Origin of the sequence: Streptococcus oralis, assembly GCF_901543815.1 — a bacterium.
In the GTDB taxonomy this organism is placed as follows: Bacteria; Bacillota; Bacilli; order Lactobacillales; family Streptococcaceae; genus Streptococcus; species Streptococcus oralis_CM.
In genome coordinates, this window is sequence record NZ_CABEIU010000002.1 from 1,237,940 (window position 1) to 1,263,410 (window position 25,471).

The 25,471-nt window shown below is 41.4% G+C and carries 21 protein-coding genes; 2 read left to right on the top strand and 19 right to left on the bottom strand.

The features are described from left to right. Positions 1 to 91: 91 nt before the first annotated feature. Entirely contained in the window at positions 92 to 832 is a 741-nt protein-coding gene (gene mecA / locus FQT28_RS06290) for an adaptor protein MecA (protein WP_143990068.1), read from the bottom strand. Positions 833 to 954: 122 nt separating this feature from the next. On the opposite strand from mecA, the gene FQT28_RS06295 reads away from it, so the two are divergent. Further along, positions 955 to 2,433, top strand: a complete 1,479-nt coding sequence (locus FQT28_RS06295) for an oligosaccharide flippase family protein (RefSeq protein WP_143989726.1) — start codon at positions 955 to 957, stop codon at positions 2,431 to 2,433. 47 nt (positions 2,434 to 2,480) lie between these two features. Here the strand turns inward: FQT28_RS06295 and FQT28_RS06300 are convergent, their stop codons facing one another. From FQT28_RS06300 to FQT28_RS06375, 16 genes are all read right to left on the bottom strand, one after another. Continuing rightward, entirely contained in the window at positions 2,481 to 5,006 is a 2,526-nt protein-coding gene (locus FQT28_RS06300) for an MBL fold metallo-hydrolase (protein WP_143989727.1), read from the bottom strand. Positions 5,007 to 5,042: 36 nt separating this feature from the next. Next, the gene (locus FQT28_RS06305) at positions 5,043 to 5,855 is read right to left on the bottom strand and encodes a LicD family protein (RefSeq protein WP_125449426.1); all 813 of its coding nucleotides are present in this window, start codon (positions 5,853 to 5,855) and stop codon (positions 5,043 to 5,045) included. Between the two features lie 57 nt (positions 5,856 to 5,912). Beyond that, entirely contained in the window at positions 5,913 to 8,072 is a 2,160-nt protein-coding gene (locus FQT28_RS06310; protein WP_143989728.1) for a LicD family protein, read from the bottom strand. Positions 8,073 to 8,093: 21 nt separating this feature from the next. Next, a complete protein-coding gene (locus FQT28_RS06315) occupies positions 8,094 to 9,065 on the bottom strand; it encodes a glycosyltransferase family 2 protein (protein WP_125449430.1) in 972 nt (323 codons plus the stop codon). Next, positions 9,062 to 9,898, bottom strand: a complete 837-nt coding sequence (locus FQT28_RS06320; protein WP_125449432.1) for a LicD family protein — start codon at positions 9,896 to 9,898, stop codon at positions 9,062 to 9,064. The genes FQT28_RS06315 and FQT28_RS06320 overlap by 4 nt, the downstream gene beginning before the upstream one ends. 146 nt (positions 9,899 to 10,044) lie before the next feature. Beyond that, positions 10,045 to 11,325 carry an LCP family protein gene (locus FQT28_RS06325; RefSeq protein WP_125449433.1) on the bottom strand — a complete coding sequence of 427 codons (1,281 nt, stop codon included), beginning with the start codon at positions 11,323 to 11,325 and terminating at the stop codon, positions 10,045 to 10,047. Beyond that, positions 11,322 to 12,170 (bottom strand): prephenate dehydratase, encoded by an 849-nt coding sequence (pheA, locus tag FQT28_RS06330; protein ID WP_125449435.1) that lies wholly within the window; start codon positions 12,168 to 12,170, stop codon positions 11,322 to 11,324. The genes FQT28_RS06325 and pheA overlap by 4 nt, the downstream gene beginning before the upstream one ends. Continuing rightward, a complete protein-coding gene (locus FQT28_RS06335; protein WP_143989729.1) occupies positions 12,167 to 12,643 on the bottom strand; it encodes a shikimate kinase in 477 nt (158 codons plus the stop codon). The genes pheA and FQT28_RS06335 overlap by 4 nt, the downstream gene beginning before the upstream one ends. Continuing rightward, a complete protein-coding gene (gene aroA / locus FQT28_RS06340) occupies positions 12,636 to 13,919 on the bottom strand; it encodes a 3-phosphoshikimate 1-carboxyvinyltransferase (protein ID WP_143989730.1) in 1,284 nt (427 codons plus the stop codon). Before aroA ends, FQT28_RS06335 begins: the two co-directional genes overlap by 8 nt. Before the next feature lie 89 nt (positions 13,920 to 14,008). Continuing rightward, a complete protein-coding gene (locus FQT28_RS06345) occupies positions 14,009 to 14,347 on the bottom strand; it encodes a YlbF/YmcA family competence regulator (RefSeq protein ID WP_084911439.1) in 339 nt (112 codons plus the stop codon). 10 nt (positions 14,348 to 14,357) lie between these two features. Further along, positions 14,358 to 15,461, bottom strand: coding sequence for a prephenate dehydrogenase (locus FQT28_RS06350; RefSeq protein ID WP_143989731.1), 1,104 nt, complete (start codon positions 15,459 to 15,461; stop codon positions 14,358 to 14,360). A 9-nt stretch (positions 15,462 to 15,470) separates the two neighbouring features. Beyond that, positions 15,471 to 16,637 carry a chorismate synthase gene (aroC, locus tag FQT28_RS06355; RefSeq protein ID WP_143989732.1) on the bottom strand — a complete coding sequence of 389 codons (1,167 nt, stop codon included), beginning with the start codon at positions 16,635 to 16,637 and terminating at the stop codon, positions 15,471 to 15,473. 9 nt (positions 16,638 to 16,646) lie between these two features. After that, positions 16,647 to 17,714 (bottom strand): 3-dehydroquinate synthase, encoded by a 1,068-nt coding sequence (aroB, locus tag FQT28_RS06360; protein ID WP_143989733.1) that lies wholly within the window; start codon positions 17,712 to 17,714, stop codon positions 16,647 to 16,649. A gap of 18 nt (positions 17,715 to 17,732) precedes the next feature. After that, on the bottom strand, positions 17,733 to 18,587 hold the full coding sequence (locus FQT28_RS06365) for a shikimate dehydrogenase (protein WP_143989734.1): 855 nt from the start codon (positions 18,585 to 18,587) through the stop codon (positions 17,733 to 17,735). Then, positions 18,577 to 19,254, bottom strand: a complete 678-nt coding sequence (gene aroD, locus FQT28_RS06370; RefSeq protein ID WP_143989735.1) for a type I 3-dehydroquinate dehydratase — start codon at positions 19,252 to 19,254, stop codon at positions 18,577 to 18,579. The genes FQT28_RS06365 and aroD overlap by 11 nt, the downstream gene beginning before the upstream one ends. Next, complete coding sequence (locus FQT28_RS06375; protein WP_185952359.1) at positions 19,251 to 20,414, bottom strand: class I SAM-dependent rRNA methyltransferase; 1,164 nt, start codon at positions 20,412 to 20,414, stop codon at positions 19,251 to 19,253. Before FQT28_RS06375 ends, aroD begins: the two co-directional genes overlap by 4 nt. Before the next feature lie 276 nt (positions 20,415 to 20,690). On the opposite strand from FQT28_RS06375, the gene FQT28_RS06380 reads away from it, so the two are divergent. Then, entirely contained in the window at positions 20,691 to 22,139 is a 1,449-nt protein-coding gene (locus FQT28_RS06380) for an alpha-amylase (protein ID WP_143989736.1), read from the top strand. Between the two features lie 87 nt (positions 22,140 to 22,226). On the opposite strand, the gene alaS is transcribed toward FQT28_RS06380, so the two are convergent. Together alaS and FQT28_RS06390 are read right to left on the bottom strand one after the other, a co-directional pair. Next, the gene (gene alaS, locus FQT28_RS06385) at positions 22,227 to 24,845 is read right to left on the bottom strand and encodes an alanine--tRNA ligase (protein ID WP_143989737.1); all 2,619 of its coding nucleotides are present in this window, start codon (positions 24,843 to 24,845) and stop codon (positions 22,227 to 22,229) included. A 21-nt stretch (positions 24,846 to 24,866) separates the two neighbouring features. Continuing rightward, positions 24,867 to 25,352: an LURP-one-related/scramblase family protein gene (locus FQT28_RS06390; RefSeq protein WP_000847086.1), complete on the bottom strand. Its 486-nt coding sequence runs from the start codon at positions 25,350 to 25,352 to the stop codon at positions 24,867 to 24,869. Positions 25,353 to 25,471: the final 119 nt, after the last annotated feature.

The window sequence follows — 25,471 nt, forward strand, 5'->3', positions numbered from 1 at the left end:
CCTATTATAGTAAATCACTATTTCAGTCTAGTAAAGAAAAAACGAATCCCATGATCCGCCTTTCTTGATAAATGAAAATTGATTTTAAAAATTATGAACGAATCTTTTGCAAGCCAAGGACTGCATCGTGGTTGATCAAGATTTCCCCATACTCTTGCAAAACTGAACGACTGATGTCATTATCATCTGCAAATTCACGCATACGAGCCAAGAGCCAAGCTGGGTATGGACTTGGATGATTTTCAATATCGACTAAAATTGTCAAATAATAGTGGTCATTCATCTTATAGAGTTCAGATGTTTCCATCTCAAAAGTCACTGTTTTAGCAAAAGCCACTAGGTCTGCAAGATTCACGAAACGCAAGATATAGTAGATATAAGGTTCTTTCTTGCTCTCAGTCTCCTTTTCTGTTTGCTCTTGCTCCTCTTCCTTAGCTTCCACTTGCTCTAGAGATCGGATGGCCTCAATATCGTCCTTGGTCTTGTCTGCAATGCTCTTTTCCAATGTTTTGAGAAATTCGTCCGGCGACATTTGGGCCAATTCTTCCATATCTGGCAGATCCGCCAAATCTTCAAAATCCAGATTCTGGTCAATCTTGGACTTGGTCACAAAGACGTCAACCTTATCTGGTTTTGGCGTCACACGAAAACTCAGCATGCCACTATCCAAGAAATTGTCTGGCATTTCCAGTTCATCTAAAATAGCATAGAAAAACTCTTCGGTTTTTTCCTGAGGAACGAGAAAGTCTGCAATTTCCATTCCTCGATCCATCAAATCATCTAAAGTCATCGTGATTTTTAGTGTTGTATCACTAATTTGTTTCATCTTCATTTCTACTAACCTCATACTTTCAGTCTATCTATTATACTAGATTTTTACGATTTTATCAAAAGAATAAAGCTGGAATGTGATATAATACTAGAGATGATTTTAGATTTAAGAAAGAAAGTTCAATGAAAAATATAAAAGTTAATGCATTGGCCAGCTTGCTGGTCAATATTCTCAATATCGTTTTTCCTCTGATAACCAACCCTTATCTGACTCGGATTCTCAGCAAATCCAACTACGGTTATTTCAATACTGCCAATACCTGGGCTAGCTTTGTCGTTCCACTAGCAGCCTTTGGAATATACAACTACGGGATTCGTGCTATCAGTAAGGTTAAGGACGACAAGAATAAAATCAACTACGTCTTTTCTAAGTTGTTTTATATCTCGGTTTTCACCTCTCTCCTGACGACTGGCATCTACTTCCTCTTTATCTTCTTTGACACCAGCATTGAGAACCTGAAAGTCCTTTATTACATCCTGGGAGCTCAGGCACTCTTCCAATTCCTCAATATCGAATGGATGAATGAGGCTTATGAAAACTATGCCTTCATCCTTTACAAGACATTGATTATTCGGATTACCATGCTGGTCGCCATCTTTGCCTTTGTCAAAACTGCTGATGATATTGTTCCCTACGCTATCGTCATGACTGCGACAACTATCCTCAACTACCTCCTTAGTTTTCTTTGGATTAAGAGAGAAGTTTCTTTTGTTAAAATTGGTTTCATCGAGTTAGCTAAGGCTTCTAAACCACTCTTTACTATGCTTCTCTTGGCAAATGCCAATATGCTCTATACCTTGCTTGATAGAATGTTTATCACCAAGGGACCTGATGAAAACTATATTTCTTATTATACAATTGCCTATAGCATCGTCATGCTAATTGCTGGTGTCTTAAGTGGAGCTATCAGTGTCAGCATTCCACGTCTCGGCTACTACCTCGGGAAAAAGGATTATAATTCTTATAATTATCTTGTAAATCAAGCGGCATCATTATTCTATTTTCTCATGGTTCCAACTAGTTTTGGGATTATGATTTTGGGAAAGTACGCAACGGTTATCTACTCTTCTGAAAAGTATCTTGAGGCAGGTATCGTGACCAGCGTCTTCGCCTTTCGAACCATTATCTGGGCTATTGAGTTGATTCTTGGTAAGCAAATTATCTTTATCAATGACCACGAGAACCGCTTGACTGCTTTCTACTTTGCTGGTGGTGTCGCAAATCTCCTCTTCAACTGTATCTTATATATCAATAATATTTTTGCCCCTGAGTATTATATTGCTACGACCATTATTGCCGAAGCCATCGTTGTTCTCTTAGAAATTCATTTTATTAAGAAACATCAACTAATTAATTTAAAAGAAATCTTTATGACCTTAACGCGTTATGGTCTCATATCCCTTGGATTTATCCCGATCTTCTATATTTTCAAGATGATTTTCCAAATCAGTTCCTATACGGTGAACCTCAACATGATCCTCATGGTTCTCTCTACCATAGCTACTTGTGGAATCTACTATCTCTTGACGCTTTTTATCGCCAAAGACAAAACATTACACTATGCACTGAACCTAGTACTAGCTAAGATCAAAAGAAACTAAAAGAACACCCTACTGATAAACGAGCGTTTACTAGTAGGGTGTTTCTTTTATTCTTTTTCTTTCTTGTCAGAAGTATTGGCTTCTAGATTTGAATCTTGTTTTGGCTGTTCAGCAATAGAGGAACTAGCTTCTTGCTTCTTCTCTGACTGATCTGCTTCGCCATTGACAGCAGCAACAGCCTGTCTCCAAATGCCTTCCTCGTTTACCTTATAACCATCCGGTGTGGTGGCATTTTTCAACAAGGAACCATCTGTTTGGAAATAGTACCAATTACCGTCAATTCGTTTCCAACCGGTCTGCATAGCTCCTGATTCATCAAAGTAATAATGATCACCATTTACTTTATGAAGGCCAACCAACATGATGCCATCTTCAGGATTGAGATAATACCAGATTCCTTTATCCTTTATCCAACCTGTTTTCATAGCTCCATTTGCTTCAAAGTAACGATAATGATTATCAAACCATTTCCAGCCTGTTTGCATAGCTCCTGATGCACTAAAGTAATACTGCTTACCATCTACTTGTTGGAAACCGACCAGCATGATACCTTCCTGATCTTCAAGATAATACCATGTTCCTTGATCCTTCAACCAACCAGTTTTCACAGCTCCTGAGTCAGCGTAGTAATGCCAGTGTTTATCAAGCCACTGCCAGCCTGTTTGCATGGCACCGCTGGTATTCAAATAGTAACGCGTACCATTGATTTCTTGTTTTCCAGTGAGCATGATGCCATCTTTGTCCAGATAATACCAAGTGTCCTGATCCTTGACCCATCCAGTTTTCATAGCTCCTGAGTTCGCATAGTAATACCAATTGTTCTCTAGCCATTTCCAGCCTGTTTGCATGGCACCACTAGCGTTCAAATAGTAACGAACACCATTTATATCTTGTTTTCCAGTGAGCATGATGCCATCTTTGTCCAGATAATACCAAGTGTCCTGATCCTTGACCCATCCAGTTTTCATAGCTCCAGAACTTGCAAAATAGTTCCAGTGACCATCAACAAAGGCCCAGCCAGTTTGCATGACACCTTCTTGATTAAAGTAGTATGTGCTTCCGTTGATATTCTTTTTACCGATGGTCTTTAGCCCATCCTCATCATAGAAATACCAATCTGAATCAATCTTTTGCCAAGTTGAAGGATTACCTGCTGTTTGAAGTGCACCACTGTCTGCAAAGAACATCTTCTTGCCATTAAAGACTTGATTTCCTGTTAGCATCTTTCCATCTGCTGCAAAGAGATATTTCTTCCCTCCAATTTCAGAAAGCTCACTAAATCGTCTAGCACCATTTGATTGGATATAATACCAATGGCCATCCAGCTTGAACCAACCGCCTGTTTGCATTTTACCATTTGAGTTGAGATAGTAATCATTCCCCTTAGCATTTTCTCCCCAATCATCATTAAGGTGAAGCCAGCGTCCTGCTTGCATTTGCCCTTTTCCATTAAAGAAGTAAGTGGCTCCGCCAATCTCTTTCCAACCGATAGCCATTTCCCCATCTGCTAAACGATATTTCCAGTAGCCACCTTCTTGATACCATTTTTCGTCAACTACAGGGATGTCAGGGAAGAGATTAGAAACATTGGCAAATCCGCTATCACTAATATCAAAAACAGTAGCGTCTTGAGTTTGACTAGAAGCTCTGAGAACTTGAATATTTTTCTTTTGGAGATATTCTCTGGTTGAAGCAACATTAATATCACCACCAGTTGTTTGAATAATCATCTTTGGAGATAGGTTTTCAAGAAAATTAATCGTATTTGAAATTGTCGCATCATAATGATGGTTCCATTTCATCATATCAACCTTGCCGATAACAGGACCTAACTTATCTTCCGCTCCTTCGGCATTATCCAAATCTCCACCAAGATAGATTCTCTTTCCTGCCACAGTCACCACCGAAACGATAGAGTTGGAGTTATCATCTAGAACTTTTTTCAGGTTACCATCAGCATCATATTCATTTTTATAATTATAGAGTTGGATATCCATATCACCTAATTTAAAGTGACTATCCTCGTCTGTAATATTCTGAATAAGAGTAACCCCTCGTTTTTGTGCGGCTCTCAAAGCATTATCGTAATTAAAAAGATTATCCCAGAGTCCCCAGTTTGCTGTGATCCGATCATCTGAATATTTTTTCAAATAAAACTTACCAACCTGATAACGATTAAGTATCTCATCTGCTCCGCCGATATGGTCACTATGTACATGGGTTCCAATAATAAAATCCAGTTTTTTAACACCAATCTGATCAAGATGGCGAATCAAACGGTCTTCCAAGACTTGATAATTTCTCATGGAAATTCCCCAACGACTTGGATAGCGTGGATCACTCCCATCAGGAAAGTCATAATCTTCCCCCATATCAATCAAGGCATAATGACCATTGCTTTCCAGAAGGATAGCATCACTCCCAGATTTTGCTTTAGTATTTATGAAATGGATACGATTGCCTGAACCAGCAGTAATAGTGTCTGCATTAACTTGTTGTGATAAACCAATCAACACAAAAAGGAAAGCAAGTAAACCATAACTGACTAATTTAACTAATCTTTTATTCTTCATCTTGAACACTCCTTTCTCGATGAAAACAATCTTTTACTAATCAATCCAATAATTCTTATCAGTTCCTGGAACCTGCTGTTCAACAGGTGGTGGAGTCATATAATCTGATCCAAATTCGTAGACAAGAATTTCATGGTATTTTCTCGGAGCCTTCACTACGATGTTTTCGTATGGCATATCAATCAGATCATAGAGCCATTCTTTTTTGATTCCCTCTGGAAAACTTGGATCAAATATCGTACAGGTAAGATCTGTAGCTTGATTTACACTATATTTCAAAGCAAGGTTCTCTAATTTTTGATTCCAAGTTTGTGGAGAGCTTAGACGGAAAACAGCTGACCCAATATAACGAGGCAGATTTTTTATCCCCCCATTTTCTGATTTAATTCCTTTGAAATTCAAAGAAGAAAGGCGGACAAAGTGTTTATAGAGCTTCATTTTCTTACAATCACTTTCCTCCGTCACGACACCATCGTATGGAAAAATGTCAACGCAAGTTCCTAATACAACTGTCGGGTCCAGAAGATTGGCGTCTCTACGTGTTCTAATATCGTGGACACGCATATAACTGTAAGGATAGCCTTTTGTTTCTCTAAATGAAATCAATTTGTAGTAGGGATGATTCTCATTTTTTAAAACCTTATAAAGCTTTTCAAATTCATCTCGCGCTAAGGAAATATCTGTATCATCATCCCAAGGGATAAATCCTTTATGGCGGACAGCTCCTAGTAAGGTTCCAAAATCAATAAAATATTTAATCTGATGCTGTTCACATAGTTCATGTAGATACTTTAAAATATCCAACTCCACTTGTTTTATTTCTTCAAGACTTAAAACTCTCTCAGACATACGTTTTATTCTCCTAATTTCGACTAATTCTTTAAACGATTTCTAACTGCGATTTGCTTACTTAGAACTTTTAGTGATTTTCCACAGTTTAAAATCATGGTGAGATACTCTCTGTTCAAGAGGGGGCAATTGCATGTAATCTCCGTAGTCAGAGGTCAAAATTTCATGGTAGTGTTTTGGAATCATAAATTCCTTACCTTCAAATGTTCCCACAATCACTTGTTCTAACCACTCACGTTTCCAAACTGGCTTATTCATATCCTTGTAAATCAAATAGTCAACTTGCTCGTAGTCAGCAACTGCTCTAGATTTAGCAAGCTCATCAATTTGCTCAACATACTTATTCGTATTTGTAAAATAGAAAATGACAACAGAGATATAACGGATCAAAGAATTTAGTAGACTTTTCGTGTTGGTAATTCCTTTAAAAGTGTAACAACTCAATTGACGTTTCTTTATGAGTTTCGTCATCTTGTTTTTAAAATCTGTATCATCTTCATAACCATCTACAGGGAAAATATCCACATAGATTCCCATATTTGAATCAATTCGTACATCTTCTTCGAGCAAGTAGGTATGGTTATCCTGCACTTTCATAAAAGGATAGACATAGTTGAGATTATTTTTATAAGACATGACTTCATAGCGTTCATCAGGATGAGCGATGAGGTAATCTTGTAGTTTCTCATAATCTTCTCTTAGCATGCAGATATCCATATCATCGTCCCAAGGGATAAAACCTTTATGGCGAACCGCACCAATTAGACTTCCATATGCTAAGAAATACTTGACACCAATTTTCTGACAAACTTCATGAATATACTCCATGATTCCAAGTTCCATCTGTTGAATTTCACTGATATCTGTTACTTCTTGGTACCGAACTCCTTCATCCCGTTTGCAGACTACGAGTCCATAGCCAATTGCTAACCAGAAGATGATATTAATAAAGTTGGTTGAATACATAATCTGACTCTCAAACAACTGACCAAACAAGATACCGAAGAAAAGAATCATAATCAATTTGTCAGTATTTTTCTTGGACACAATCAAATAAGTTAAAAAGCGCTTGATGACATAAGCCAGTATAAGAAGGAAGGATACCAAGCCTAGAACTCCCGAACTGACAAATATGGTCACAAAAATGTTATGGAAATTCCCACCGATAAGGGAGTTTTGAATCTCGAATTTACTGAAATATTCTGTATAGTAATCTGGAACATTCCGTACACCATAACCAAAAATTGGTTTGGCACTTCCCATCTTGATGGCATTTTTCCATATATAGGTTCTACCACTTGGTGTTGTTTCAATTAGATGGAGTTCACCGTTCTTCTTGGTAACAGACGAATCTGTCTCAGCGTAGGACTGTCCTTTGTTTAAGTCAAAAACAGTCGCAGTTTCAGATGCGATATAGATTGAAGTTACATAGCTTAATCCAATGTTGGTAGCAGTAATCAGCAAACCAGCAACTATAAAAGTGAGGAATCGTTTAAGGATACTTCCTCTAGTGGCAAAGAAACTATAGAGTCCAATCATGAGGAGTAAAGAAAGTAAGGCTCCTCTACTTTGCATAGTAGCAAAGTATACTAATTGAATCAGATTGTTCAGTTTAAGATAAACAGAATATTTACTTCCTTTATGGATCAAATACATGGCCAAAATAATGCTAATGTATGAAAATATCGCACTAGCATTAGGATTAACAATCCCCCACAGACGTCCATTCATGACACCATAGTAATAAGATTGCTCGCCAATTTTAAATAGGATAAGGACTCTACTTATCAATAAACCAAACGCAAAAATTGCTGAAGAAAAAGATACAATTTGAACCGTATAGGCAATCCAGTCAAATAATTTTTTAAGTTGCCCTGATTGTAACATGGTAAATAATAAAACATAGGTTACCATGAAAAGGATTTCAATCACATTCCCAATCAAATGTCCAGAGCGATTGAATATAGCCGATAGCAGATGACTCCCAGATAACAAGCCAAATAAGACCAAAAACTTTCGATCTACTGTAATCTGTTTCCACTTAAACAACAAGGTATAGCAAATATAAAGTACAACAATCGCTGACAATCCCTTATAGATTGGATTTGCTACCTTATAAACCAGTGAACTCATACTTAAAATCGAAATAAAAACAAATAGATATGCAATCCATAGTTTTGATTTTTCAAAGTATTCATCCATTTTTGAAAAATTCATTTTCAACTCCTTCTCATGATATTAGTTTTTTAATCCAACAATTTTCTTATATAGCCATGGAGAAATGACAAGTGAAAGGATCGCTACCTTGCGAAAAGTAGTGAAATAAGCATCCTTCCAAATTTCGCGTCGATGCTGAACAATCCAAGTCCTCAACTCAGCTTTCTCCTTTTGATACTGTTCAGATGAAGTAAAGATAATTTTATCGTAAACTGTGATGTACGACCAACATTCTCTATTTTTTAATTCAGGTTTTAAATCAGGAAAGACTTGTGATACTTGAGCGATTATTTGCTTATAAACTTCTATTGTGTCAAATACATGCTGATTAACAGATGTTGTCGCACTTCCCTCACGATGATCATAATAATAAATTGGTTTGTCAATAAACACACTATTACATCTTGTTTTTAGCAGAAACTCTGTCAAAAATAAAGCATCTTCAGCTAGATGATAATTTGTATTAAACTTTTCATCCGCAAGCAGGTCTCTCTTAAACAGTTTAGCGACTGGAAAAAATGACGTTCTAGTGGTCATCAGTAATTCCTTCATGGTTTCTTCTGTTGACCAGATTTCTTTTTTTCCAGAATGAGGAGGTAAGTCTGTCAAAATGCCGTTTTTAATATGGTGCAGAGGAGCGATTGTAAATCCTACGGACTCCTTATCATCAACTGCACCAATCAAGATTTCCAGATAATCTTTAGTAACGAAATCATCGCTATCAATAAAGGTAACCCAAGAACCCGTCGCTAGCTGAATTCCCATATTTCTCGCATTTGAGACTCCAGCATTTTCGATATGATAAACCTTGATATTCTCATGCCGAGATGCTAAGTGATCACAGATCTGTCCACTGGAATCAGTAGAACCATCATTGATTAGGATTAACTCAAAATGGGCATAAGTCTGTTGAAGAATCGACTCCACACATCGCTCCAAATAGGCTTTTACATTGTAGACTGGAACAATGACGCTAATTTTTTCTTCCATCATGCCCCATATTCTCCCTTGTACTCTGTGTAGCTCTTGTCCATGTCTGCTATAATCGCATCATGATGTGGTACCTGCTTGTCTGCTGGTGGCGGTGTCATATAATCCCCAAAAGCAGTGTTGAGATAGGCATCATAGCCGACTGGAATGGGCATCTCTGTTCCTTCGAATGGCAAGAAGAGATTGTCCTCAAAGGATGCGATTGGATATTTGTTTCGCATGTAGCCAGGCCCCGAGCATAATTCCGTGATTCCATCGCTCTCAGCCAGACCATACTTGGTCATTTCTTTTTCAGCTTTTTTCCAAATGCGATAACGTAGAGATTTAGGAGTCAAACCGAGTAAGATACGACTTCCCCATTTCATGACTGCACCATGCTTTTCTGGAACAGTTTGCGCACAGAAAAGGGAATAAATCAAGGCCCAGCGAACCTGTTTCTTGCGCTCAGCTGGATTTTTAGGATAATAATCCAAAGGCAAAACGTCCAAGGCCAAACCGTGTGGCAAATCCAAATCCTGTTGATAAGGCTTGATACAAGTTGTTTCTTTATCACGAATAGTAATAAAAAGGTTACGGTCTACAAAATCCTTGTGACTCTTTGACAAGAAATAACGCTCATCTGCATAACGAGGCCATAGTTCAGCTAACTTTTCATAGTCCTTGCGAGGCATAAAAAAGTCTAGGTCATCATCCCAAGGAATGAAACCCTTGTTGCGAAGGGCACCAATCGCTCCTCCACCACAGAGATAGCACAACAAGTCATGTTCTTTACAAAATGCGACGAAATATTCAGCCATTTCCAGACTACGAGCCTGAATCGCTTTCAAATCACTCATGTCTCTCCTCTTCTGTCCAATAACGAGTTATATCGTTTTATTATACCATAAAAAAGCCTTAAAAATCCATCAGATACCGTAAAAATCAAAGCTTCATCTACTCTTTTTATTAGTGAATAAAGCTTTGATTTTTATTTATATACATCTTATCTCATTCCCATTTGGGCGAGTTTAGTCCGGTATTTGTTTTGGTCGACAAGTAGACCTTGTCCTCCGTAGACATCATAAGCATCTACCCAATCGCCAAGTTCTGGAACTGTCAATCTTTCGATACCATTCTGTGCACCTTCGATAACTGACAAACCATTAGTCAGCAGGAAGGTATAAGGTAGATTGGTTGAGGTCATTCCAAAGACCTTTCCAAGTGCCTCTGATCCTGTAAAGAGTTTGGTTGGATCCTTGATTTGCTCAAGAACAGCTGACATGACTTGCTGCTGACGTTTGGTACGACCATAGTCTCCTTCATCATCATCACGGAAGCGAGCGTAATTGAGCAAGGTGGAGCCATTCATCTGCTGTTTCCCAACTTTAATCGTTTGAGTTGGTGATTCCGTTGCTGTTGCATGAAGGTCGTCTCCAACTGTGGCTTCTGTCAGAGGCTGACCATTTAACGTTGAAAACTTAGCGTCTATAGTCACCCCATCAGGAAATAGCGTATCAATAGCAGTTGCAAAGGCTTGGAAATCCACTAGGGCATAGTACTTAATATCCAAATCAAAGTTGTCTTTTAGAACCTTGCGGACCATTTCAGCCCCTTTTTGCCCTTCTTGTTCCCCGAGTTCATAAGCAACATTGAGTTTATTATCCGTTTGTTTCTTGCCATTCACAATCTGGCTGTAGCCATCAATATAGACTAGGTTGTCACGCATGAAGCTGACTAGCTTAATCTTCTTATCCGATCCACTGACATTCAGAACCATGATCGTGTCGGTACGAGTCTCCGCACTATTTTGACCGATACGGCCATCTGTCCCCATGATTAGGATATTCACCCCGTCTTTAGTATCTTGACCATTAAAGACCTCTACTTGAGCTGCTTTTGCATCAGCTGGCTTATTGCTAGTAGTTGCAGACTGGAAACCTCGAAGGAACATAATAATCATGCCCGCAGCCACACAGGTTATCAACAGCAAAAACCAAATTAGAACTCGTTTAAAAAATCTTCTTGGTTTCTTCTTTTTCACTTTTGGAAGAGAGGGAAATTTCTGATGTCTATTCGAGCGACTTTGATTGGAATACTGTGGAATCCCAATATCCTTCCCTAAATTTTTTTCCCTTTCACCTTCATTAGAGGGAAATCCACCGTCCATTTTTCTTTTCAGATAGTCAAATTCTCTCTTTTCTCTGTCATTTAGGTAATGAATATTCTTAAAAAGGTAATCATAGCGTAACTGCTCATGATGACTTAAAGGGCTTTCTTTGCTCATAGGCTCTCCTTTCCTAGGTCCCTTATGGTGAAAATAGGGTATGTTCCCAGTATCTTGTACTGGATTCCAATTGCTTCTAGTTCTTGTCTGGCAAAATGAACCAGCTCTTTGTCACTATAGTCTACATCGATAATGAAAAAATATTCTCCCAAGGCTGTTTTCAAAGGGCGACTTTCTATCTTGGTTAGGTCAATACCTCGCCAAGCAAAGGTTGAAAGAGCCTTGTAGAGGGCACCGGGAAGATTGTCCGGTAAGGTTAAGGCCAAACTCATTTTTTCAGTTTGCGATTGCAAAGGGATAGTGGGAATCTCAGACCCTAAAACCCAAAATCGAGTGAAATTAGCTTCCATTTCTTGGATATCTTCTGCTATCAATTCCAAACCATACTCTGCAGCGGAGTTTCTAGGGGCAATAGCCGCAAAAGGTTGGGATGGATGTTCAGCGATAAAGCGAGCCGCATAAGCTGTACTTGCCGTCACTTCAAGCTGGGCTTCTGGATAATGCTCCTCTATGAATTTCTTTCCCTGAGCCAGAGCCTGAGGATGAGAAAAGATTTTCTCAATTTCTGACTGACCAGGAACTACCATCAGCTGCTGATGAATGGGTTGTACAATTTCTGCAACAGCCTGAATATCCGCCTGATGAAAAAGATAATCCAAGCTTTCATGGACACTACCTTCAATGGAGTTTTCAACTGGTACCACAGAATAGTCCACCAAGCCTTGCTCATAGGCCTTAATAACATCTGTGATATTGGCAAAAGCCTGCAATTCCTCTTTGGGAAAAGCTGTCTGCACAACATGATGCGAAAAAGATCCCTTGGGACCTAGATAGGCAATTTTCATCTCAGTTCCTCTATAATTTCCTCTGGGCTAAACTTGGTCACATCTAGAACCCGACTGGCTACTTCCTCATACCAAGCTCGTCTTTTTTGGAAAATACTGGCCAGTTCTTCTTTACTTTTGTTGAGAAAAAGCGGGCGCTGATTGTCCTTATCAGCTGCGATACGTTGGTAGAGAGTTTCAAAATCTGCTTTTAGGTAGATATTATCAGGATTAGCCTTAAGCAAGTCACGATTTCTCTGAGAAACGACTACTCCTCCGCCAGTTGACACAACTTTGTCTTTTTGTAGTAAGTCAGCTAGCACTTCTGACTCAACTTGACGAAAAGCCACTTCTCCTTTTTCAGCGAAGAAATCCGCAATGGACATGCCCAAACGTTCCTCGACTAAGGCATCCATATCGATGTAGTCTGGGTCCAATCCTCTAGCGATTGTCGACTTACCAGCTCCCATAAATCCGAGTAAAACCTTAGCCATGAATCAAGCTCTCCAAATCATCAAAGAAGCTAGGATAGCTGGTATTGATGGCTTCTGCACGGTCAAGCTCTACTTCTCCATCTGCAACCAAGAGAGCTGCAATGGCCGTCATCATTCCGATTCGATGGTCACCAAACGTATTGACTCTCGCACCATGAAGGCTTGATTTCCCTTTGATAATCATCCCGTCTGCCGTAGGAGTGATATCCGCTCCCATGCTATTTAAGGCATCTGCCACCACCTGAATGCGGTCAGTTTCCTTGACCTTGAGCTCCTCAGCATTCTTAATGACCGTTACACCTTGTGCTTGTGTCGCTAAAAGGGCAATAATAGGCAATTCATCAATCAATCGGGGAATCAAGGCTCCACCAATCTCTGTTCCTTTCAGGTCTGAAGACTCGACAGTCAGAGTTGCAGATTTAGCGACTGGATCTATTTCTGTCATTTCCAATTTTCCACCCATAGTGCGAATGACATCAATAATACCAGTGCGAGTTTCGTTAATGCCCACATTCTGCAGCACCACACGAGAATCTGGCACAATCAATCCAGCTACCAACCAAAAGGCTGCACTGGAAATATCTCCTGGTACGACCACCTCTTGTCCTGTCAGTTTTTGAGGTCCTTGGACTGTGATTTTCTTGCCATCCACACTTAAATGGCCACCAAATTGCTGTAGCATATCTTCGGTGTGGTTACGAGTGCATTCTTTCTCGATAATAACGGACTCCCCCTGAGCCTGCAAGGCTGCAAACATCAAGGCTGACTTAACTTGGGCAGAGGCGATTGGCAACTCATAATGAATCGGTCTTAAATTTTTCGTCCCTTTTAAGCAAAGAGGGGGCAGGTCTCGCTCGGTTTGCCCTGAAATACTAACGCCCATTTTTTTCAGTGGAATCGTCACACGATCCATAGGGCGTTTGGAAAGACTGTCATCTCCAAACATCTCTACTTCAAAGTCTGCACCAGCAAGTACACCTGAGATCAGGCGAATTGAGGTGCCAGAATTTCCCATATCCAAGGCGTTTTGCGGCGCTTTTAAGCCATCCATGCCTACGCCTTGAATGGTAACAACCCCATCTTTGTCCTCAATTTCAACACCAAGGTCACGAAAAACCTGCATGGTTGAAAGTACATCCTCTCCACGCAAAATATCATAAACCTTGGTCTCGCCCTCAGCCAAACTTCCAAAAATAATCGAACGGTGGCTGATAGACTTGTCACCTGGTACCCGGATACTGCCATGTAAGTGGCGAATGTTTGTTTTTAGTTTCATAGTTGACCTCATACTTGCAATACTTTTCTTATTTTATCACAAAAAAGCCAGAAATTCCTGAAATTTCTGGCTTTTATACAGATAAAATACTATTTCAATAATTCTGAAACAGGTTCAAAGACAATTTTTTCAATGTCTGAAAGGTAAATGGACAATTGTTGCTGTTTGGCAAAGAAGTCCGACAAGAGGGCATTCCCTTGAATGAGATTGCTGAAAGTTTGCATTTTTTCTTGGAAAGAAGCATCTGGCATTTGTCCAGTTTGCGCCATGACTTGGATTTCTTGCTGGAAGGCAAGATAATCTGCAAAAATCTTGCTGGCTTCAGTATCAGCTTGGATGGCATCTTTAGCTGCCTTAACCGCCTTGTATTCTGGTAATTCGCGTAAGCCACGACTGAGTTCATTTGCACTATCATAAATATTTGACATGGTTTTCTCCTTATTTGATGACGACTGTGTAGTCCGTATTTTCTGTAATTAAGCGCTCAGCTCGTTCTAAATCTTGAGCATTTTTAAATGCAATTTGTAGAATCCCGTGAACATCCTCACGGTTTTCTTCGTTGATGTGGATATTAACCAAAGAAGTTCCTCTTAGCAATTCCAAAATTCGCAAGATAACATCTTCTTCATCGGGAACATCGACATAGAGGTCATAAGAACTATCCACACCACCACGTTTATGGATTTCCATGGCCTGCCGTTGCTCACGCGCTTGGTTGAAAAAGTTCCAGATCTGCTCTTCATCTCCCTTGCTGATGGCTTGTCCAACCTCATCTAGGCGTTCCTTGAAATCCGCAATTCGATCCAGAATAGTTTCACGATTGGACAAGAGAATGGAAGTCCACATACCCGGCTCGCTTTCCGCAATCCGAGTCATATCTCGAAAACCACCCGCCGCAAAGCGCCTTGCCATCTCATGTTCTTGAGCATAAACTGCCGTCTGCTCCATGAGACTGGAAGCCAGAATATGTGGAAAATGGCTAATCTGAGAAGTCACCCGATCATGCTCCTTGGCATCAATCTCGATAAAGCGAGCATGAAGTCCTGAAAGCAGATCCTTCATTTCCTCAAGTGTGTCAGGACTTGTCAGGCTCGAAGGTGTGAAGATATAATAGGCATTCTCAAAGAGATTAACATCCGCAGAAGCAGCCCCTGTCTTGTGGCTACCAGCCATGGGATGGGCCCCGACAAAGCGAACAGGCTTGCCAGCCAAATACTGCTCTGCCGCATCTACAATGGCTGATTTGGTTGAGCCCGCATCCGAGATAATGACGTCTTCTTTCAAGTCTAACATTGCCAACTCCTGAATAAAAGCAATGGTCTGCTGGATTGGTAAGGTCAGAATGATGACATCTGCCAGAGGAGCGAAACTGGCAAAATCATCCGTCGCACGGTCTATCATTCCTCGCTCCAAGGCAATGTCTCTCGAAGCCTGGCTACGATTATAACCTAGAATTTCATAATCAGCATGATCACGCTTGATACCGAGCGCCATCGAAGCACCAATCAATCCAAGACCTGCTATATAGACTGTTTTTGCCATAGGAACTCCTTAATAGTTCTTTGTATAGTCTCGGTGCTTGGCAACTGCCTCTTTTAATTCTTCAAGATTATCTGATGAGAATTTTTTAAGGATTTCCTGTGCCAGAACCGTTGCTACAACGGCTTCCATGACCACCCCAGCTGCTGGAAGGGCTGTCGGATCACTTCTCTCCACGGTTGCCTTGTAAGGTTCGTGGGTTTCGATATCCACACTCATCAATGGTTTGTAAAGAGTGGGAATGGGTTTCATAACACCACGAACAACAATTGGTTGCCCATTGGTCATACCACCTTCGAAACCACCTAGATTATTGGTACGGCGAGTATAGCCGTCTTCTTTAGACCAGAGAATTTCATCCATAACTTGGCTGCCTTTGCGGTAACCAGCTTCAAAGCCGAGACCAAATTCCACCCCTTTAAAAGCATTGATAGAAACAACTGCTTGGGCCAATCGCGCATCTAATTTTCTATCCCATTGGACATAGGATCCAAGGCCAACTGGTACGCCTCCGACGACCGTCTCCACAACCCCACCGATGGTATCACCGTCACGCTTGATTTGGTCAATGTAGTCCTTGATTTCCTGTTCCCGTTCTTGGTTGACAATAGAAACTTCAGACTGGGCAGCTCGTTGCTTGATTTCAGCGACGGTTAGATTTTCAGGCACATCGATTTCCTTGCCACCAAAGACCACAACGTGGTTAGCAATCTCCATATCAAGTTCAGCCAGGAGGCGTTTAGCTACTGCTCCTACTGCCACCCGCATGGTGGTTTCACGAGCTGATGAACGTTCCAAAGAATTTCGCAAATCATCAAAACGGTACTTGATGCCCCCAACCAAGTCGGCGTGACCTGGACGTGGATGCGTGATTTTTCGCCTGCTTTTAAGGCGGTCTTCAATGTCCTTAGCAGACATGATGTCCAGCCATTTTTGGTGGTCTTTGTTAATGACATCCATGGTAATGGGAGCTCCTGTCGTCTTCCCGTGGCGAACGCCCGATGTAAAGACAACCTGGTCACTCTCAATCTTCATACGACCACCACGACCGTAGCCACCCTGACGGCGTTTCAGATCCTCATTGATGTCCTCTACTGTTAAAGGAAGGCCCGCTGGAATTCCTTCAATAATAGCCGTCAGACGGGGGCCGTGTGATTCTCCTGCAGTTAAATATCTCATACATTCTCCTTATTTTACCAAGTAGTCTTTCATCTCTTCCAGAGAAACTGGGTGAATGGTCGCCGAGCCGAGCTCTGGTACCAAGACCAATTTCAAGGTATTCCCACGCGCTTTCTTATCATGAGTCAAAGCCTGATAAAGTTTGTCAACATCCCAGTTTTCATAGTCAACAGGCAAGCCAAATTTCTGACACATCTTTATAATGGACTGAGTTATGCCAGCTGGCATGAGGCCTTTTTCCTCAGCAACCCTAGCAATCTGTACCATTCCCATGGCCACAGCTTCTCCATGCATGACCTTGCCATAACCAGCAGTCGCTTCGATGGCATGACCAATAGTGTGCCCAAAATTGAGGTAAAGCCGAACACCATTATCTAACTCATCCTCAACCACCATCTTGCGCTTGACTTGGCAAGAAAGTTCAATCAAAGTCTCTGCATGTTCCAGAATGCTCTCTACAGAACCATCTAGCTCCGTCAAGAGAGCCCAAAGTTCTGGATCCTCAATCAAGCCGTACTTGATAACCTCACCCATCCCTTCAATCAACTCTCTTTTTCCAAGAGTTTCAAGGACAAGCGGGTCAATCAGAACCCCATCTGGTTGGGCAAAGGTACCCACCATATTCTTAGCAAAAGGAGTATTGACACCCGTCTTTCCACCGATAGAAGAATCAACCTGGGCTGTCAAACTAGTCGGAATCTGAACAAAGTGAATGCCCCGCATATAGGTAGAGGCCACAAAACCAGCCAGATCCCCAACGACACCACCACCAAGAGCCACGATTCCATCGCTACGAGTCAGCCCCTGCTTAACTAAAAATTCATAGACTTTCTGAACAGTGGTTAAATTTTTTCGTTCTTCGCCTTCTAAAAAGTCAAAAACAGCTACCTGAAAACCAGCATCTTCTAGGCTGAGTTTGACCTTCTCTGCATAGAGAGAAGCTACATGGTTATCTGTCACAATGACTACCTTTTGAGGTTGCCAGAGTTCTCGCAACCACTGACCTGCTTGCGATAGACAACCTTTTTCAATCTGAATATCATAGGGATGATGCGTAATATCGATTCTGATTTTCATAGTAGGGTCTCCTTTTCATTATTGGTATTTTTCTGTTAAAGACTGCCAAATCTCATCTGTCGGCATTTCTTTACCTGTCCACAGTTGAAAAGCTTCTGCAGCTTGATAGAGCAACATCCCCAGACCATTGACAGCTAGATTGTCCTGCCTCCTAGCCCATTTCAAAAATGGCGTCTCAAAGGGTTGGTAAATGATATCTGCGACCAAGAGAGTTTCTGGCAGATTAATGCTTTCTGGAACTGGGGATGATTTGCCATCCATGCCCACACTGGTGGCATTGACTAGTAAGTGCGAATCGGCAATCTTTTCTTGCAGTTCAGAAAGATCTTCTAAAGCATACAAGTCCACTTTAAAACCTGTTTGCTCCTGCAACTTGTCTAGGTAAGGTCTTGTTTTTTTCATGGAAACTGACCGAACAAAGACTGAAATCTGACTGATGCCATCCAAAATAGCCTGTGCCAAAATGGATTTGGCCGCGCCACCTGCTCCCAGAATAGTCATTTTCTTATCCGAGATTGTAAAAGAAGGCAAGCTCTTAAAGAATCCCTTGCCATCTGTATTATATCCAATTAAAGTGCCATTATGATTGACAACAGTATTGACCGCCCCAATCAAGCGAGCCTCATCACTCAACTCATCCAGATAAGGAATCACTTGTTCCTTGTAAGGCATAGACAGGTTGATTCCAAACATCTGGTAACGGCGAATATTGGCGACTGTTTCTGCCAAGTCACCCGCTTCAATCTCCCAAGCCACATAGACACCATTGGTAGCTGTCGCCTCAAAAGCCCTATTGTGGATGAAGGGCGAAATAGAGTGTTTGATGGGATTTGCAACAACTGCAGCTAAACGCGTATAGCCATCAAGCTTCATCCAAAATCTCCCTGATTTTCTTCATGTTTGATAGAGAGATCTGACCTGGGGCACTCGCTTCATCTAGACTAGCAAATGACCAACTCGAACCCGTCACATCTGAAGTAATGCGTGATACCTTGCCCATTTTCCCCATGGAAATGGTCACGTACTCTTGCTCAGGATTGAGTGTTTTAAATCCTCGTGTGTAGTTCATCAAGTCTAAAACATCCTGCTCCGTGTGGGCCATGACAGATACCTTGACCACTTTTGGAGAGAGACTGGTCAACTCAGACAGGATTTCCATCATGTTTTCAGGTGTCTCCTGGAAATTATGGTAACTCAAAACAAGATTTGGAAAATTCAACATCTCCTCAAATACATCCTTGTAGCTGAAATACTCAAAATCTACATAATCAGGCTGATAGAGCTGAGTAACTTCCTTGATGATTTGAACATACTCTTCTGAGGAGAGTTCGATTTCTCCTCCCTCAGCGCGAGTCCGAAGGGTAAAGACCAGTTCGCGTCCTGCAAATTTCTCAAAGATAGCGGGTGCTACCTGTAAAATAGCGTCCTTTGCAAGAAAGTCCGCACGCCACTCAATGATATCGGCATCTTCATACCTAGTAGCATCCAGTTCTTGCGCTTCTTCTAAACTTCTTGGCATTACTGAAACGATTAATTTCATCTACTAACCTTCATACTAATCACCTTGAGGTAATTACTGCTTTCATCTTTTTTATTATAGGCAAAGTCAGCTGGAAGACCATATTGGTTCAAGACCTGATACCTTCTTCCTGCAAAACCTTTATCAATTTGTTCTGTAAATTTCTGGCGGGAAACATTGGCAGCATTGGTACTGGCAATGATAATGCCTCCCGGATTTAAAATCTCTAGACTCTGGGAAATCAACTTGTGATAGTCCTTAGCTACAGAGAATGTTTGTTTTTTATTGCGGGCAAAGCTTGGTGGATCAAGAACAATCACATCATAGGTCAAGCCTTTTCGCTTGGCATACTTGAAGTACTCAAAGACATCCATGACGATAAAACGATGATTGTCCATGCTGAGTCCATTTGCCTGAAAATGAGCTTCTGACAGCTCTCTAGACCGTTTGGCCAAGTCGACAGAAGTCGTCTCACTCGCACCTCCCATAGCTGCAGCAACTGAAAAGGCAGCTGTATAGGAAAACATATTGAGCAAGGATTTACCCATGGCTAAACCGTCTACCAGACTCCCACGAACCTCGTGCTGATCCAGAAAAATACCTGTCATCAAGCCATCATTCATAAAGACCTGATAGAGTACACCATTCTCAAGAACAGTAAAGTAGTCTGGCGCTTGCTCACCATAGACATGAGCAGACTCGTAATCTAGACCTTTAAAACGAATCTTTTCATATACACCCAAAACCTCAGGAAAGACTTCCTTAAAAGTCTTAACTATCAACTTACGAATCTGATAAACATAGGAGTTGTACCAAGAAAAGACAGCATAATCTCCATAGAGATCAACAGTCAGACCACCAAAACCATCCCCCTCTTGATTAAAAAGGCGAAAAGCAGTAGTCAAGTCATCTTGATAATAAGGCTTTCTAGCTTCCTTGGCCTTACGAAACAGCATTTCAAAAAAGGCTTGATTGAAACGAACCTTTTCCTTGCTGATGAACCAACCGATTCCCTTATTCTGCTGAGAAAGATAGGCGCTCCCTAAAAACTTTCCATCTTGACTAAGAACTTCTACCGCCTGATCCGTCAGATCAATATCTCTTAAATCACTTGCTTCCAAAAGAACTAGACCCTTAGCTAGCTTTTTTTCAACACGTTTGCTGACCCTAATTCTATTCATAGCTACTATTATAGCAAATTTTATGACAATTCTCAAAAAAGAAACCGTTTAACCATCTGTACTTTAGTTTATTAAGTGTCATTTTTGTTAATATTAATATAAGTTTACTCAATTCATTTTTTCTCCTACACATTCTTTCTCTAGCAATGGGAAGGAAATAGTGTCTTTAAAAATAGACAATTCTAGAAATGAGTATAGAAAATTGCGCAAACGTTTGCCTAGTTCTAAACTTTATGGTAGAATAAAACACAACATTGATAAGCAAGAGGAAAAACAATGCAAAATCAGACACTTATGCAATACTTTGAGTGGTATCTGCCCCACGACGGACAACACTGGACGCGATTGGCAGATGACGCAGAACACCTAGCAAACCTTGGTATCAGCCATGTCTGGATGCCACCTGCCTTCAAGGCAACCAACGAAAAAGATGTAGGATATGGCGTTTACGATCTTTTTGACCTAGGTGAATTTAACCAAAAAGGGACTGTCCGCACCAAGTATGGGTTTAAAGAAGACTATCTTCAAACGATTCAGACTCTCAAGGAGCATGGAATCCAACCTATGGCCGATGTGGTGCTCAATCACAAGGCTGCAGCAGATCATATGGAAGCCTTTCAGGTTATTGAAGTGGACCCTGAGGATCGTACCGTTCAACTAAGCGAGCCCTTTACTATCAATGGCTGGACTCACTTTACCTTCGATGGTCGGCAAAATACCTACAATGACTTCCACTGGCACTGGTACCATTTTACTGGTACAGACTACGATGCTAAGCGCCGTAAATCTGGTATTTACCTGATCCAAGGGGACAACAAGGGCTGGGCAAACGAAGAATTGGTCGATAACGAAAACGGTAACTACGACTACCTCATGTATGCCGACCTAGACTTTAAGCATCCTGAAGTCATCCAAAACATCTATGACTGGGCTGACTGGTTTATGGAAACGACTGGTGTAGCTGGTTTCCGCTTGGATGCCGTTAAGCACATCGACTCCTTCTTTATGAGAAATTTTATCCGTGATATGAAGGAAAAATATGGTCAGGATTTCTATGTTTTTGCTGAATTTTGGAATCCAGACAAGGAAGCCAATCTAGACTATCTCGAGAAAACAGAAGAGCGTTTTGACCTTGTCGATGTTCGCCTCCACCAAAACCTCTTTGAAGCTAGTCGGGCTGGAGCAAGTTACGACCTTCGTAGTATTTTTACCGATAGCTTGGTTGAACTCAAGCCTGACAAGGCTGTGACTTTTGTCGACAACCACGATACCCAAAGAGGTCAGGCACTTGAATCAACTGTTGAAGAATGGTTCAAGCCAGCTGCCTATGCGCTTATTCTTTTACGTCAAGATGGACTTCCATGTGTTTTTTACGGAGACTACTACGGTATCTCAGGAAAATACGCCCAACAAGATTTCAGAGAAGTTCTTGACCGTCTCCTAGCCATCCGAAAAAACTTGGCCTATGGAGAGCAAACAGACTACTTTGATGATGCCAACTGTATTGGATGGGTACGTTCAGGTGCTGAAAATCAATCTCCAATCGCTGTCCTTATCTCAAATGACCAAGAAAACAGCAAGTCTATGTTTGTTGGTCAAGACTGGGCTGACCAAACCTTTGTTGACCTCCTTGAAAATCATCCAGCACAAGTTACAATCAATGCAGAAGGTTATGGAGAATTTCCAGTAGCAGCGGATTCAGTAAGTGTCTGGGCAGCAAAATAAACCTATCAGTTACAAGCCAGATCCAACCGGATTTGGCTTTTTTGCAATCACAAAAAGACCTATCCTAATGGATAGATCTTTAATGCCTTATAATTTACCTGCTACTGCCTCCAAGAGTTCTTGGATTTTGGCTTGGTTGCTTCCTCCTGCCATGGCCATGTCTGGTTTACCACCACCACGTCCATCGACGATTGGTGCCAATTCTTTGACAAGGTTTCCTGCATGAAGGTCTTTCGTCTTGCTAGCTACGAGGACATTGACTTTGTCACCGATAGCTGCAACTAGGACAAGCACGTCAGAGTAGTCTTTTTGTTTCCAGTTATCCGCAAAGGTACGAAGGGCTCCTGCGTCTGATACAGAAACTTGACTTGCAATGTAACGGTGTCCGTTGACTTCCTTCACATCCTTGAAGACATCGCCTGCTGCCGCAGCTGCGGCTTTTTCCTTCAATTCTGCATTTTCTTTTTGCAATTGACGGAGTTGCTCTTGAAGTCCTTCGACTTTGTGAGGTACTTCCTTGAGTTGCGGTGCTTTCAAGGTCGCTGCGACGGCTTTCAAAGCGTCTTCTTGGTCACGGTAGGCTTCAAAGGCTTCCTTACCAGTCACTGCCAAGATACGGCGAGTTCCTGATCCGATTCCTTCTTCTTTGACAATCTTGAAGAGGCCAATCTCAGAAGTGTTGCCAACGTGGGTACCACCACAAAGCTCAACTGAGTAATCGCCGATAGTCACAACACGAACTTCCTTACCGTATTTTTCACCAAAGAGGGCCATAGCTCCCATTTCTTTTGCTGTGTCAATATCTGTCTCAACAGTTTCTACTGCAATTGCTTCCCAGATTTTCTCATTGACTTGTTGTTCAATGGCGCGCAATTCTTCTGGAGTCACGGCTTGGAAGTGAGTGAAGTCAAAGCGAAGGAATTCAACTTCGTTAAGGGATCCTGCTTGTGTCGCATGGTTTCCAAGGATATTGTGAAGGGCTGCATGGAGCAAGTGAGTCGCCGTGTGGTTCTTCATGACACGAAGACGACGATTGGTGTCGATGCTAAGTGTGTATTCTTGGTTCAAAGCAAGTGGTGCAAGAACTTCAACCGTATGAAGAGCTTGTCCGTTTGGCGCTTTTTGAACGTCCGTTACATTTGCTACGACGTTTCCTGCAGCATCCAAGATTTGACCGTGGTCAGCTACTTGTCCACCCATTTCAGCGTAGAATGGAGTCTCTGCAAAGATGAGAGAGGCAGTTCCTTCTGAAACAGCTTCAACTTCAGCGTTTTCAGCTACGATAGCCACCAGCTTAGAAGGCAATTGGCTGGCATTGTAGTTAAAGACACTTTCTACTGTGATATTTTGAAGGGTTTCATTTTGCATACCCATTGAGCCACCCTTAACAGCTGACGCACGCGCACGTTCTTGTTGCTCTTTCATGGCTGCTTCAAAACCTTCACGGTCTACAGTCATCCCAGCTTCATCAGCAATTTCTTCTGTCAATTCAACTGGGAATCCGTAAGTGTCGTAAAGTTTAAAGACATCTGAACCAGCGATGACAGTTTGACCTTTTTCTTTCAGGTCTGCTACGATAGTTTCTGCAAAGTGTTGACCTGAGTGAAGGGTACGGGCAAATGATTCTTCCTCGCTCTTAACGATTTTCTCAATAAAGTCACGTTTTTCAAGTACTTCTGGGTAGTAGCTTTCCATGATTTTTCCAACAGTTGGAACGAGTTTGTAAAGGAAAGGCTCGTTGATACCCAATTTTTGACCATGCATAGAAGCACGACGGAGAAGACGACGAAGGACATAGCCACGACCTTCATTTCCAGGAAGAGCCCCATCACCAATGGCAAAGGAAAGCGAACGAATATGGTCCGCAATAACCTTGAAGCTCATGTTGTCACCGTCTTGGTCATAAACCTTACCAGACAATTTCTCAACTTCACGAATGATTGGCATGAAGAGGTCTGTTTCAAAGTTGGTCTTAGCCCCTTGGATAACCGCCACCAAACGCTCCAAACCAGCGCCCGTATCAATGTTCTTGTGTGGCAATTCCTTGTATTCGCTACGAGGAACAGCAGGGTCTGCGTTAAATTGTGACAAAACGATATTCCAGATTTCGATATAACGGTCGTTTTCGATATCTTCTGCTAGAAGGCGAAGACCAATATTTTCTGGGTCAAAGGCTTCTCCACGGTCAAAGAAGATCTCTGTATCTGGACCAGAAGGCCCCGCACCGATTTCCCAGAAGTTGTCCTCAATTGGAATCAAGTGACTTGGATCCACTCCCACTTCAATCCAGCGGTTGTAAGAATCTTTATCGTCTGGATAGTAGGTCATGTAAAGTTTTTCAGCTGGGAAGTCAAACCATTCTGGGCTTGTCAAGAGTTCATAAGCCCAAGTGATGGCTTCGTCACGGAAGTAATCACCGATAGAGAAGTTCCCCAACATTTCAAACATGGTATGGTGACGAGCCGTTTTTCCGACATTTTCGATGTCGTTGGTACGAATAGCTTTTTGAGCGTTGGTGATACGTGGATTTTCAGGGATAATAGTCCCGTCAAAGTATTTCTTAAGGGTTGCTACCCCAGAGTTAATCCACAAAAGAGTTGGATCGTTTACAGGAACCAAGCTGACTGATGGTTCTACAGAGTGGCCTTTGCTTGCCCAGAAATCTAGCCACATTTGGCGAACTTGAGCACTAGATAGTTGTTTCATAATATCTCCTTATTTACTTGTTTAATTTGATTGGCTTTCCAGCATCTCCACATAGTCAATCGCGACACAGAGTGAAATGACCAGGTCTGCATAAGAGTCTTCATAGACGGTTACGGTGTAAGTTGAGGTCAAATGGAAAATCTCTTTCCGAATCTCGGCAACAAGCTGATCACGATCATCTAGCAATTTGAAATTCAAATCCCAAATATTGCCTTCGATACGAAGTCCCAGATTATCAAACTCATACTTATCCCGCCAGAAGGTCAACTTCTTACGAATAACGAAATTGGAACCGTTTCGTAGCTGAATAGTAAAGCGAGGAAGCAAGGTAAAAAATTCTTTACTAATCTCACTAACTTGTTCACCATAGGCATCATAGATGGTAAAGGTCTTAGGAATTTGGAAAAAAGAGCCCTCCACCTGATAATTCACTACTCCTCTATCATCCTTGATATCGAAGCGTTCGCCCCCAAGACGAAACTTTTGTTTCACGAGAAATGTCTTCATAAACACCTCCAAAAATCAAAAGACAAGCTCACATCACGAAGGGCGAAAAACCGCGGTACCACCTTCATTCAATGAACTTGTCATTCTCTTATTCTTATGCAATTGTGTGATTGAGTAGC

What these genes read in the sequence shown, in the direction of transcription:
- FQT28_RS06390 (WP_000847086.1), bottom strand. Translation starts at nt 25,352, where the DNA reads ATGAAGACATTTCTCGTGAAACAAAAGTTTCGTCTTGGGGGCGAACGC.
- aroD (WP_143989735.1), bottom strand. Translation starts at nt 19,254, where the DNA reads ATGAAATTAATCGTTTCAGTAATGCCAAGAAGTTTAGAAGAAGCGCAA.
- FQT28_RS06315 (WP_125449430.1), bottom strand. Translation starts at nt 9,065, where the DNA reads ATGATGGAAGAAAAAATTAGCGTCATTGTTCCAGTCTACAATGTAAAA.
- FQT28_RS06345 (WP_084911439.1), bottom strand. Translation starts at nt 14,347, where the DNA reads ATGTCAAATATTTATGATAGTGCAAATGAACTCAGTCGTGGCTTACGC.
- FQT28_RS06310 (WP_143989728.1), bottom strand. Translation starts at nt 8,072, where the DNA reads ATGAATTTTTCAAAAATGGATGAATACTTTGAAAAATCAAAACTATGG.
- FQT28_RS06335 (WP_143989729.1), bottom strand. Translation starts at nt 12,643, where the DNA reads ATGGCTAAGGTTTTACTCGGATTTATGGGAGCTGGTAAGTCGACAATC.
- alaS (WP_143989737.1), bottom strand. Translation starts at nt 24,845, where the DNA reads ATGAAACAACTATCTAGTGCTCAAGTTCGCCAAATGTGGCTAGATTTC.
- FQT28_RS06325 (WP_125449433.1), bottom strand. Translation starts at nt 11,325, where the DNA reads ATGAGCAAAGAAAGCCCTTTAAGTCATCATGAGCAGTTACGCTATGAT.
- FQT28_RS06320 (WP_125449432.1), bottom strand. Translation starts at nt 9,898, where the DNA reads ATGAGTGATTTGAAAGCGATTCAGGCTCGTAGTCTGGAAATGGCTGAA.
- FQT28_RS06380 (WP_143989736.1), top strand. Translation starts at nt 20,691, where the DNA reads ATGCAAAATCAGACACTTATGCAATACTTTGAGTGGTATCTGCCCCAC.
- mecA (WP_143990068.1), bottom strand. Translation starts at nt 832, where the DNA reads ATGAAGATGAAACAAATTAGTGATACAACACTAAAAATCACGATGACT.
- FQT28_RS06350 (WP_143989731.1), bottom strand. Translation starts at nt 15,461, where the DNA reads ATGGCAAAAACAGTCTATATAGCAGGTCTTGGATTGATTGGTGCTTCG.
- FQT28_RS06375 (WP_185952359.1), bottom strand. Translation starts at nt 20,414, where the DNA reads ATGAATAGAATTAGGGTCAGCAAACGTGTTGAAAAAAAGCTAGCTAAG.
- FQT28_RS06295 (WP_143989726.1), top strand. Translation starts at nt 955, where the DNA reads ATGAAAAATATAAAAGTTAATGCATTGGCCAGCTTGCTGGTCAATATT.
- FQT28_RS06300 (WP_143989727.1), bottom strand. Translation starts at nt 5,006, where the DNA reads ATGAAGAATAAAAGATTAGTTAAATTAGTCAGTTATGGTTTACTTGCT.
- aroA (WP_143989730.1), bottom strand. Translation starts at nt 13,919, where the DNA reads ATGAAACTAAAAACAAACATTCGCCACTTACATGGCAGTATCCGGGTA.
- FQT28_RS06365 (WP_143989734.1), bottom strand. Translation starts at nt 18,587, where the DNA reads ATGAAGCTTGATGGCTATACGCGTTTAGCTGCAGTTGTTGCAAATCCC.
- aroB (WP_143989733.1), bottom strand. Translation starts at nt 17,714, where the DNA reads ATGAAAATCAGAATCGATATTACGCATCATCCCTATGATATTCAGATT.
- aroC (WP_143989732.1), bottom strand. Translation starts at nt 16,637, where the DNA reads ATGAGATATTTAACTGCAGGAGAATCACACGGCCCCCGTCTGACGGCT.
- pheA (WP_125449435.1), bottom strand. Translation starts at nt 12,170, where the DNA reads ATGAAAATTGCCTATCTAGGTCCCAAGGGATCTTTTTCGCATCATGTT.
- FQT28_RS06305 (WP_125449426.1), bottom strand. Translation starts at nt 5,855, where the DNA reads ATGTCTGAGAGAGTTTTAAGTCTTGAAGAAATAAAACAAGTGGAGTTG.